We start from the raw sequence: 9962 nt of genomic DNA, 5'->3' as shown, positions 1-9962 counted from the left end.
GACGAACTGCTGGACGCGCAGGACAGCTCGGCCGAGATCTGACCTCGCGGCGGCGCCGAAAGGTCCACCGACCACACAGCCGCCTACATCGCCACATTCGACCGCGCTGACTTCGTCGTCGAGTCGATCTGAGGTGTGCTCGCGACGTGATGGTGACGAGCGCGCGTCTGCGTCCCCTTGGCCGGGAGGCTGGCCCGTCGTCGGTGTCATCCTCACTGTCAGACGGTGAGGACCAGCTTGCCTGCGACTCGGTTTGTCTCACCGATCTCGTGGGCCTTCGCGGCGTCCTCCAGGGGGAAGGCCGCCTGGATGACCGGGCGAAGTTCGCCCGCCCGCACCAGGGCGCCTACCGCGAGCATGCCGGTCTGGTCGGCCTCGACCAGCATCAGCCTGTGGCGCACTCCGAGGCGCGCGACCTCCTCCGCCATGGGTGCCGTGTTGCCGAGAGCCAGTGACACCAGCACGCCGCCTGGGCGAAGCGCCCGCAGCGAGCGGGTCGTGTAGTCGCCGCCGATCGCGTCGATGACGACGTCCACGTCGCTGACGGCCTGCTCGAAGTCCTGATCGCGATAGTCGATCAGTTCGTCGGCACCGAGCTGGCGGAGCATGTCGTGCTTGGGCGCGCTGGCGGTGCCGATGACAGACGCGCCCAGCGACCGGGCGATCTGTACCGCGAAGTGCCCGACGCCGCCGGCCGCCGCGTGGATCAGGACCCGCTGGCCCGCCTGGACCGCGGCGGTGTCGACAAGGGCCTGATAAGCGGTGAGCGCGGCCAGTGGGACCGCGCCGGCCTCGACATGGTCGAGTCCCGCCGGCTTGCGGACAAGGGCACGCGCGGGCGCGGTGACGTACTCGGCGCAGGAACCATGCCCGCCGGGGTAGGGCAACATGCCGAACACCTCGTCGCCGACCTCGTGGAGCACCACCCCGAGACCGACCGCCTCGACCACGCCGGACACGTCCCAGCCGAGAACCAGCGGAAGCTTCGCCAGAAAGCCCGGTGCCTGGCGATGCACCCAGTCAGTGGGGTTGAGCCCGGCGGCACGGACGCGTATCAGTACCTCGCCGGGCCCGGGAACAGGGCGTTCGAGCTCGACCACCCGCAGGACATCGGGGCCGCCCAGCCGGTCCTGGCTGACCGCCCGCATCATCGTCGTCGTCATGTCCCGAGTGTCGCGAGCCATCCGATCACTCAGCCAGTGGCCCGGAGGCCGGGTTGTGCAAGGATCGGGCCATGCATCGAGTGGTGGTGCTCGCCCTGGACGGTGTGATGCCCTTCGAGCTCAGCATGCCGTCCAAGATTTTTGGGGCGGCCCGAGACGCGGCCGACCGCCCGCTGCACGAGGTGCTCACCTGCTCCCTGGACGGCGAGCCGGTGACCACCGCCGCCGACTACTCGATCGCGGTCATGCACGATGCCGCGGTGCTCGCCACGGCCGACACCGTCGTGGTTCCACCGGCCGAGGCGATGACGAAGATCGTCGATCGGGATCTGCTGCCGCCGGGCCTGGCGGACGCCTTCGGTCAGGTGCGTGCGGACGCCCGGGTGGTCTCGCTCTGCCTGGCCTCCTATGTGCTGGCCGCCGTGGGCCTGTTGGATGATCTGCCGGCCACCACGCACTGGCGGCACGCCGAGGATTTCCAGCGGGCCTATCCGGCTGTGCACGTCGACCCCGACGTTCTCTTCGTCGACGCGGGCCGGGTGTTCACGTCCGCCGGCGCGGCGGCCGGTGTGGATCTCTGTCTCCATCTGGTACGCCGTGATCATGGCAGTGGCGTCGCGAACCAGGTGGCCCGCGGCATCGTGGTGGCGCCCTGGCGCGAGGGCGGCCAGGCCCAGTACATCGAGCGTCCAGTGCCGCGGGGACCGGGTTCCGGCACCGCTCCAACCCGAAGCTGGGCCATCGACCGGCTGGACCAGAACCTGCGGCTGGACGACCTCGCCGCGCATGCCGGCATGAGTCGTCGGACCTTCACGCGCCACTTCCGGTCCGAGGTCGGCCAGAGCCCTGGGCAATGGCTCGTTCAGCAACGGGTCGACCTGGCCCGCAATCTGTTGGAATTTACAGACCTGTCGGTCGACAGAATTGCCGAGAGTGCGGGGTTCGGCACCGCCGCGTCACTGCGCGAACATCTGCGCGCCGCCATCGCGGTTTCACCGATGGTGTACCGCCGAACTTTTCGGGGATAGCGCCGGAGATCCGCTGTCTGGTCCGAGGGGCGCGCGGTCGGTGGCGACTGCTGCCCCCATACCGCCTTGACCCGGATCGCGTCACCGTTATCCGGCGTCCCCGAGTAGCCCGCCCCGCCGGATCGCTCTGGCGAGGCCGCGAACCCACGGTGCGGCTCGACCTGGCCAGGATGATCTCCATGGAGCGAGCCGACTGGTTGACCGTGGTCGTTACGAGCGGGCCCTCGTCCACCGGGTACTGGCCAGCGCACTCGGATCGGACATCGCGGGCGTCGCATGATCGCGCGTACCGTCGTCTATGACGCTGGGATGCTGGTGGCGCTCCTGCGAGACAGCTCCGCGGCGCGACTGCGTCACCATGGCCTACGCGCGGCGCCACACCGACCGGTTGTCATAGGCCCGGTCCTCGCCCAGGCCTGGCGACCGGATCCGAAGACTGTCCACGCCTTCAGCCAGTATCTGAAGGACTGCACCGTGCCGCAGACCCGGGAGACCGCACCACCCATACGCGTCGCGACGAGCGTCCCCGCCGGCTGCGTCGCCTGCGCGAGGATCTTCACCCTCGACTCGTACAAACGGGCCGGGGTCATGCTCGCCGACGCCAGGTTTCCCGCGAAGAAGCGGGCGGATGTCATTGACGCCCTGGTGGTCATAGTGGCCGCTCTTCACGGTCCGGCCCAGATCCTCACCAGCGATCCGGACGGCATAGCCGCCTACGCCGCCACACTCGCCCGCGCCGACATCGTCGTCGAGGCGATCTGAAACATTCTCGCGACGTCAGGGGAGGGTGATCGGCAGGCTCCGTTTCCGCCTAGCGTGGCGCGCGCTATCGTTCCGTAGAATTTCCAGTGTTGCTCGCTGAACAGCGTCGATCTCCTGCCAGGACGTCCCCGGGAAACGTATAAGGCGATCACTCACCGATTCCCCATGCCTCGGCGAGCTGGCTGCGGGAGAAGGTCGGAGCATCGTCGCCAGCACCGGGGTCGGCCTGGATGCGCGCCTTGGCGACTGTCCGGCCGACCTCGCGTCGCAGGCGCCGCACCTCGGGCTCGCAGCGACTCCAGCTCCACCCGGGGGATGGTGACCAATTCGGAGGCCTCGACGCTCACGATCGACCCCCTTGGTTCGACGCTGGTCCCGAGTCTAACTGGCCGGAGAGTCACAAGATCACACTGGGTGTCGTCGCGTCCGGAACCCGTCTACGGTAGCGGGGGCCCTTCCTGGCACCCCCATTCCATCCTTCCGATATTGGTTGGGGCCAGCGGGTTTCGGAAGGATGGAGTGATTCGGGGCGGTCCATATCCGCCTGACTGCGTAGCGGCTGTGCTCTGGCGCTCGGCTGCCGGAGCGAAGGATCACAGCGGGCGATCTGGTCGGCGTGGCAGGCCAGTACTCAGCTCGACCCTGAGACTCGTTCGGCGGCGGCGCGTTCGTAGGCGCGTAGGGTGCTGACGACCAGATGGCGTTCGGCCGGGGTCAGTGGCTGGAGGGCCTCTCGCCAGGCGCTGGTACCCGGGCCGAGCCACCCCTCGATCGCCGGGCGGCCGGCGGCGGTGATGCTGACGATCCTGCGTCGGCGGTCATCGGGGTCCTCGCGGCGTTCGACGATCCCGGCGCGGCCCAGGTCGGCGACCATGAGGCTGACCGTCGTCGGCGCGACCTCGAGCCGCGTGGCCAGGGCGTTGACGGTGGTGGGGCCGTCGAGCAGCAGGTAGGACAGCAGGGACAGGTGCCGTGGGCCGAGCGCCAGGCCGGCCAGCTCGGCGGGTGGCTGCGTCCGCTTGGCCCGTCCCACCAGCTGTGGCATCAGCAGCAACAGCGCCCGGACGGCCTCGTCGACCTCGAGTTCGTCCTCGCTCCGGCTTGACATCGCCCTCCTCGCGACAGTTATCTTTGTCGTCAAAGATGCTTTGCTTGCAAAGGTAATTCATCCGTCACCTGTGCGAACGGAGAGTCATGACCATCCTCGTCACTGGCGCCAGCGGGAACATCGGGTCGCGTCTGGTAGCCACGCTGGCCAGGTCGGGCTACCCGGCCCGTGGCTCGTCCCGCGATGCGACGACCCTACGGCTGCCGGCCGGCGTCGAGCTGGCCGAGCTCGATCTGACCGACTCCGGTCCGTCCGCGGCGAAGGCGCTGCGTGGGGTCGAGGCCATCTTCCTCTACCCGGTGATCGGCACCATCGACGCGTTCGTGGCGGCGGCCGTGGAGGCCGGCGTGCGGTACGTGGTGCTGCTGTCCTCGCCGGCGGCCTATGAGGTCGGGGAGTTCGACCGGCCCATCGGGCGGATCCATCGTGCGGTCGAGCGGGCGGTGGCCGACTCGGGTCTCGAGCACACGGTGCTGTACCCGAGCTGGCTTGCGACCAACACTCGGCGCGACTGGGCCGATCAGATCCGGGCGACGGGACGGGTCGCGATGGCGTTCGCGGACGCCGCCGTGACGCCGATCCATCCCGAGGACATCGCCGAGGTCGCCGCCCATCTGCTCACCCAGAAGACTTTCCGCTCTCGGATGCAGATCCTCACCGGGCCGCGGTCGATGCGGATGCGGGACGCGGTCGCGATCATCGGCGACGTGCTCGGTGTCGAGGTCACCGTTGACGACGTGACCCGCGAGCAGGCATGGGAGCTTGACCAGGGCCGGATCCCCCGGCCGATCCTGGAGAGCCTGCTCGACGTGGCCGCGGCGACCGTCGGTCAGACCGCCTCCGTCACCAACACCGTCGAGCGGATCACCGGTCACCCCGCCCGGTCGCTGCGCTCCTGGCTCGACGCCAACCGGGGCGACTTCCAACGCGCCTGATCCCTACGCCGCGGACCGAACTGTTCGGTGTGTCAGGAGGGAGATCGGGCGAAGTGCCGACCTGGCCACGCTGTTCGCACCGTCGACAAAGTGACCAGCTCCGTCCTCGCACGGTCGCCTGCCAACCGGACAGCGGCCGGTCAGCCGGGCGCCGCCTCGACGTCGGTCGAGCGGCTGACGGCTTCCCAGGAGTCGAGGTCGGCCCGGCGCCGGTCCTGGGCTACCCGAATCGCCTCGACAGCGTCCGCGCCCAGGGCAAGGTGCAGCGGCGCGGCTGGCGCGTCGAGGGCGGCGAGGATCGCGTCGGCCGCCTTGCGCGGGTCGCCGGGCTGGCTGCCGTCCATCGAGTCGACGCCGGCGCGGGTCGGGCCGACGGTCGGCTCGTAGGCGTTGATGCGCCGGGAGCGGTGCATCCCGCGCCCGCCGAACGCGGTCCGGAACGCCCCCGGCTCGACAATCAGCACCCGGATGCCAAGCGGCCCCACCTCGGCCGCCAGCGACTCGGACAGCGCCTCAAGGGCGAACTTGGCCGAGCAGTACGCCCCGAACCCGGGCATCGTCACCTGGCCGCCCATCGAGCTGATCTGGACGACCGCGCCGCTGCCCCGCGCCCGCATCCCGGGCAGGACGGCCTGGGTCAGGGCGACCGGGCCGAAGTACATCGTCTCCATGAGCGTCCGCAGGTCGGACAGGTCGATCTCCTCGACCGCGCCGACGGAGCCGTACCCGGCATTGTTGACGAGCACGTCGACCCGGCCGAACCGAGTGGTCGCGGCGTCGAGTGCCGCCTGGATCTGGGCCGGGTCGGTCACGTCGAGTGGCAGGGCCAGGACCCGGCCGTCGGCCGAGGCGACCAGGTCGTTGAGAGTCTCGGGGCGGCGGGCGGTCGCCACGACGAAGTCGCCTCGGCGCAGCGCGGCCTGCGCGATCTCACGCCCGAAGCCGGTCGACGCGCCGGTGATGAACCACACGCGCCCGGCCGGGCCTGCCCCGCTGGTGTCAGAAGTCGTCACGGTCCCGACCATAGGAACGGGCGACGCTCCAGAGAAGCAGCTGTTACCTGGGCGGCCACAGGCCCAGGCTGTGGCCGCTTAGGCTGGACCGGTGACGCGGGAGCCGGTGACGCCCGAACTTCGCCAGCTGCGCTACTTCGTGGCCGCGGCCGAAGAGGGCAGCCTGACCCGGGCGGCTGCCCGGCTGCACATCGCCCAGCAGTCGCTGTCGCAGCAGATCCGCTCCCTGGAGCGTCAGGTCGGGGCAGCGCTGCTGGTCCGGGGCAGCCATGGGGTGACGCTCACCGCGGCTGGGACCGCGCTGTTGCGGGAGAGCCGGGTTCTGCTGACGCAGGCCGAGCGGGCGATCGACGCCGCCCGGCTCGCGGCCCGGGGCGACCGGTCGCCGCTTCGGGTCGGGTTCCTGGTCACGGTGGCGAACTACCTGATGCCCCCGGTGGTGCGGACCGTGCGCGAGCGCTTCCCGCACATCGCCGTGCGCGCCGAGGACCTGCCGATCGCCGCGCTGGTCGCGGGCCTGCGGGAGGGCCGGCTCGACGCCGCTCTCACCCGGCCGCCGCTGGTCGACGACCTCGAGAGCGAGGTCGTGCTGCGCGAGCCGGTCGCCGCCGTCCTGCCCGTGGGCCATCGGCTGGCCGGCCGCGATGAGTTGCGGATGGCTGACCTGGCCGCCGAGCCGTGGGTGCTCACGCCGGACCGTTCCTGGCCGCCGTGGCACCGCAAGTACGAGGCCGACTTCCGCCGGGCCGGCTTCTCCCCCCGGATCGTCGAGCGTGGGACGAGCCCGCAGGGCCTGTTGGCGCTGGTCGCGGCGGGCGTGGGCGTGACCCGCCTGCCATGCTCGTCCCGCTCCCTGCGCGACAGCGGGGTCGTCTTCGTCCCGCTCGCCGACGACGAGGCCGAGGTCGTCCTCGTCCGGCGGGCCGGCGCGCCGCCCCCACCGGCCTTCGAGGCTCTGCGCCAGGTAGTCCACGACGTCGCCCGCACGACCGACCTGGCCGCCACCGGCTGAGCGCCGACCTTCCCGGCGGCACGCCCCTCGCGGGGTCAGGTCAGCCGGCCGGGTCGACCTTTGGGCGGCGGCCGTCGGGTGACCGACGCACGAAAGAGGGACGCGGCGCCCTCGCCGCGTTCCCGGAGGAGCTCGTTTTCGGGCGCCCGCCCCGTCGCCATCCGTGTGAAGGCGTGGCGGACGTTTCGGCCTCGCCCTTGGCCGATCGTCAGTCCTCGTCTTCCGATTCTTGCCCTCGGGCACTCCTGGCCGAGATGGACATGTGGATCCCATGCGGGTGGCACGGCGAATCGTCAGTGGGCGACGACTCGAAGGTGAGCTTGCGGCCGTCCGTGTCTACCGGGGGCGCCCGAGCCCTGATCATCAGCCGGCGGCCGCGAGGGCCAGCGACCGGCAGGCCGACCGCTGGGCCCGCGATCCGCGAGTCGCGGTTGTCCGGCGCCAGCTCCGCTACCCGAAGGCATGGCCAGCCGAGCCCGCGCAGGAGAAGGGCATCGACGTCGCGCTCGCCGTGGACCTCGTGCGTCTGGCCTGCGAGGGCGGCACCTGTCGCGATACAGACCTCGTACCGGCGTTGGAGACGGTTCGGGATCTTGGGCTTCATGTGGAGGTCGCGAGCTGGAAGGGCACCAGTCGGCTCCGCTTTCCTGGCTCACAGCTTCCCTGGTGCCACTATCTGGACGCCGACGACTATGTGGCCTGTCGGGACTACACCGACTACACGACGGCCTAAACGACCGCCAGCCCGACGACGGTGTGGGCGCGGTCGCCATCAGGCCACAGGTGGGCGTAGATTAAAGATGATTATGAGAAGTCCCGGAGGGCCGGGGACAACAGTGCGGCGGGCCTGATCAGTGGCATCGGACGCGATGCGACACTGATCGGTACGTTCCGGTGACGGCGCCGGATCACGGGGAGGCCCCATGCCGGACTGCCTGTCGGACGCGGAGATCAGAGCGCTCGCTGAAGCGTGCCCGGACCGCGTCCAGGCCCGCCAGCTCCTCGAAGCGGCCGGCGTGAGCCGGGGCCGGCAGCCGACCTGGAACGTCGACTCGGCGGAACAGTTCTGGCGCGAGGTCTCGCACGTGCTGGCGGCGGGAATTCGGCTTGACGAGCGTGCTCGCTTCGTCGGCGACGGGCGGGCCAGCCTGCTGGCGGTGGCCGCCGAGTGGTTTGCCGCCAACGAGGTGTTCGCCCGCGCGGCCGCCGCGGGCCCAGGCGGCCCACCGCTTGGGGCCGGAGGGCCGGAGGCGGTGTTCGACGCCCCGCCACCGGAACGAACAGCGGCCTGTGCGCCGAGCGTGCTGCTGCGCGCGGAATACCTGGTGGTGCCATTTGTGGAACTCAACGGGGACCGCGCCGCTCTGCGGTCCTGGGCCACGCGGACTCAGCGGGTTTCGGCTCGCCTGCTGACCGGGCCGGCTGGTTCGGGCAAGACCCGGCTCGCCATGCAGATCCGCGAGGATCTCTCCGAGAAGGGCTGGCTGACCGTCCTGGCTCAGTCGGACTCACCGCTGAGCCCGGCCCGGCTGGGATATCTGCGTACTGCCGGCGCACCCACCCTGGTGATCATCGAGGACGCGGAGCTCAGGCCGGAGGAGACGGTCGCGACCGCACGTGCGCTGGTGGGCCGGTCGACCGCGAGCCGGCTGCTTCTGCTGACCCGGGCCACCGGAGGCTTGCTCCGGGGCCTGCGCGAGCTGGCCTTGCCGGACACTCAGGTCGCCGGCATGTTCGAGCGAGCGGAACCGCACACGATCACGCCGCTGGCCCCCGGCCCGCACGCCAGGCATGTTCACTTCACGGCCGCCCGCTCCGCGTTCGCCGCCGAACTGGGCACCGCAACGAGCGCCGAGCCCGACTCCAGCTCGTGGGCCGACCTCGAGGAGCTAGACACGGTGCTTGACGTGCACGCGGCGGCGTTGCTGGCGGCCCTGCCGGATGCCCCTGCCAAGCAGCCAGCCGAGAGCCCGCTGACCACACTTTGCCGGCACGAACGGCCGCGGTGGCCTGACCCCGCCGGCACGGGCGCCGATGCCGCGACCAGCCCCGGCGCCGAGCTCGTGGCCCGCATCATCACGACGGCCATCTTGCTGCGTCCCAGGTCGGCCGACGACGCGCAAGCGCTGGCCGCGACTCTGCCGGAGCTGCTCCAGACCAAAACCCGCGAGCTGCGAAGCGTGGTGGACGAGCTTCGTCGCCTGTACGCTGGCCGGTGGGCGGCGGAGGCACTGCGTCCCGCCGCCTACGGTGAGCGGATCGCGGCGGCGGCGCTGGCGCAGACGCCGTCGCTCGGCGAAACCATCACGAAGGCGGCCACCCCGGCTCAGGCCACGACCGCGCTGATGATCCTCGGCCGAGCCCTGCCCGCGCACCCAGAGCTGGCAGGGACGATCGGCGACGTCATCCGGGTCGACCCGGAGCGGCGCCTGCTCGCGGCGATCGGACTGCTGCCCCGCTTGCCCAACCCCGACATGTTCGCCCGCGTGATCGGCAAGAGCGTCGACGACCTTCCGCCGGGCTCGCCGACCATGTTCGACCTGCTCGACCAGGTCCGGATGGACCGAGGCGGCGCCGAGCTCGACGGCCTGCGCGGTGAGACCCTGCGGATGCTGACCTCGCTGCCGAACCACCTGCTCGACGCCATACGCCCGGACCTCACCCGTGATCCAGCGACGGCCGGTGTCGCCAAGATCACGGACGCCATCAGCCAGGTCATCACGAACCTGGCCATCGGAGTCGTCGACCCGAAGTCCAATCGCATGCCCGAGAATCCTGACGACGGCACCCCGCTAATTCCGGCGGTGGCGGTGGACCTCCTGCGCGGACTGATGCGCAGCGATTGGTGGCGAAACCAGGGGACGAAGTAGCTGCCGGGCAGTAGCATCGCTCGGCGGATCGGCAGGTGGGCGGCCCCTCGGCCGAGTCCAACGCTACCGTG

The 9962-nt window shown here is 70.7% G+C and carries 10 protein-coding genes; 6 read left to right on the top strand and 4 right to left on the bottom strand.

Annotated features, from left to right (window positions below; genetic code table 11):
• Positions 1 to 218: 218 nt before the first annotated feature.
• Positions 219 to 1163, bottom strand: coding sequence for an NADP-dependent oxidoreductase (locus C1A33_RS29320; RefSeq protein ID WP_101835230.1), 945 nt, complete (start codon positions 1161 to 1163; stop codon positions 219 to 221).
• Between the two features lie 71 nt (positions 1164 to 1234).
• Between C1A33_RS29320 and C1A33_RS29315 the strand changes: the two genes are divergently transcribed.
• Entirely contained in the window at positions 1235 to 2191 is a 957-nt protein-coding gene (locus tag C1A33_RS29315) for a GlxA family transcriptional regulator (protein WP_101835228.1), read from the top strand.
• A gap of 276 nt (positions 2192 to 2467) precedes the next feature.
• Complete coding sequence (locus C1A33_RS29310; RefSeq protein WP_101835226.1) at positions 2468 to 2953, top strand: hypothetical protein; 486 nt, start codon at positions 2468 to 2470, stop codon at positions 2951 to 2953.
• A 148-nt stretch (positions 2954 to 3101) separates the two neighbouring features.
• Here the strand turns inward: C1A33_RS29310 and C1A33_RS37635 are convergent, their stop codons facing one another.
• Together C1A33_RS37635 and C1A33_RS29305 are read right to left on the bottom strand one after the other, a co-directional pair.
• Entirely contained in the window at positions 3102 to 3233 is a 132-nt protein-coding gene (locus C1A33_RS37635) for a hypothetical protein (RefSeq protein WP_279354717.1), read from the bottom strand.
• 351 nt (positions 3234 to 3584) lie between these two features.
• Positions 3585 to 4061, bottom strand: coding sequence for a MarR family winged helix-turn-helix transcriptional regulator (locus C1A33_RS29305; protein WP_101835225.1), 477 nt, complete (start codon positions 4059 to 4061; stop codon positions 3585 to 3587).
• Positions 4062 to 4147: 86 nt separating this feature from the next.
• On the opposite strand from C1A33_RS29305, the gene C1A33_RS29300 reads away from it, so the two are divergent.
• Positions 4148 to 4996 (top strand): NAD(P)H-binding protein, encoded by an 849-nt coding sequence (locus C1A33_RS29300; protein ID WP_101835223.1) that lies wholly within the window; start codon positions 4148 to 4150, stop codon positions 4994 to 4996.
• A gap of 140 nt (positions 4997 to 5136) precedes the next feature.
• Here the strand turns inward: C1A33_RS29300 and C1A33_RS29295 are convergent, their stop codons facing one another.
• On the bottom strand, positions 5137 to 6009 hold the full coding sequence (locus C1A33_RS29295) for an oxidoreductase (protein ID WP_243408053.1): 873 nt from the start codon (positions 6007 to 6009) through the stop codon (positions 5137 to 5139).
• Positions 6010 to 6100: 91 nt separating this feature from the next.
• Between C1A33_RS29295 and C1A33_RS29290 the strand changes: the two genes are divergently transcribed.
• From C1A33_RS29290 to C1A33_RS29280, 3 genes are all read left to right on the top strand, one after another.
• On the top strand, positions 6101 to 7021 hold the full coding sequence (locus C1A33_RS29290) for a LysR family transcriptional regulator (protein WP_243408052.1): 921 nt from the start codon (positions 6101 to 6103) through the stop codon (positions 7019 to 7021).
• Positions 7022 to 7298: 277 nt separating this feature from the next.
• Positions 7299 to 7754 carry a PIN domain-containing protein gene (locus C1A33_RS29285; protein ID WP_243408051.1) on the top strand — a complete coding sequence of 152 codons (456 nt, stop codon included), beginning with the start codon at positions 7299 to 7301 and terminating at the stop codon, positions 7752 to 7754.
• Positions 7755 to 7944: 190 nt separating this feature from the next.
• Entirely contained in the window at positions 7945 to 9891 is a 1947-nt protein-coding gene (locus tag C1A33_RS29280) for an effector-associated domain EAD1-containing protein (RefSeq protein ID WP_101835217.1), read from the top strand.
• Positions 9892 to 9962 lie beyond the last annotated feature (71 nt).

The sequence above is a fragment of the Frankia canadensis genome (genome assembly GCF_900197875.1).
Taxonomy (GTDB): Bacteria; Actinomycetota; Actinomycetes; order Frankiales; family Frankiaceae; genus Frankia; species Frankia canadensis.
Note: the sequence above shows the minus strand (reverse complement) of the source record. Positions and strands in the feature narration are given on the sequence as shown.

Excerpts from the sequence above, each read along its gene's own strand:
- C1A33_RS29320 (WP_101835230.1), bottom strand. The coding sequence starts at position 1,163 with ATGACGACGACGATGATGCGGGCGGTCAGCCAGGACCGGCTGGGCGGC.
- C1A33_RS29305 (WP_101835225.1), bottom strand. The coding sequence starts at position 4,061 with ATGTCAAGCCGGAGCGAGGACGAACTCGAGGTCGACGAGGCCGTCCGG.
- C1A33_RS29310 (WP_101835226.1), top strand. The coding sequence starts at position 2,468 with ATGATCGCGCGTACCGTCGTCTATGACGCTGGGATGCTGGTGGCGCTC.
- C1A33_RS29300 (WP_101835223.1), top strand. The coding sequence starts at position 4,148 with ATGACCATCCTCGTCACTGGCGCCAGCGGGAACATCGGGTCGCGTCTG.
- C1A33_RS29315 (WP_101835228.1), top strand. The coding sequence starts at position 1,235 with ATGCATCGAGTGGTGGTGCTCGCCCTGGACGGTGTGATGCCCTTCGAG.
- C1A33_RS29280 (WP_101835217.1), top strand. The coding sequence starts at position 7,945 with ATGCCGGACTGCCTGTCGGACGCGGAGATCAGAGCGCTCGCTGAAGCG.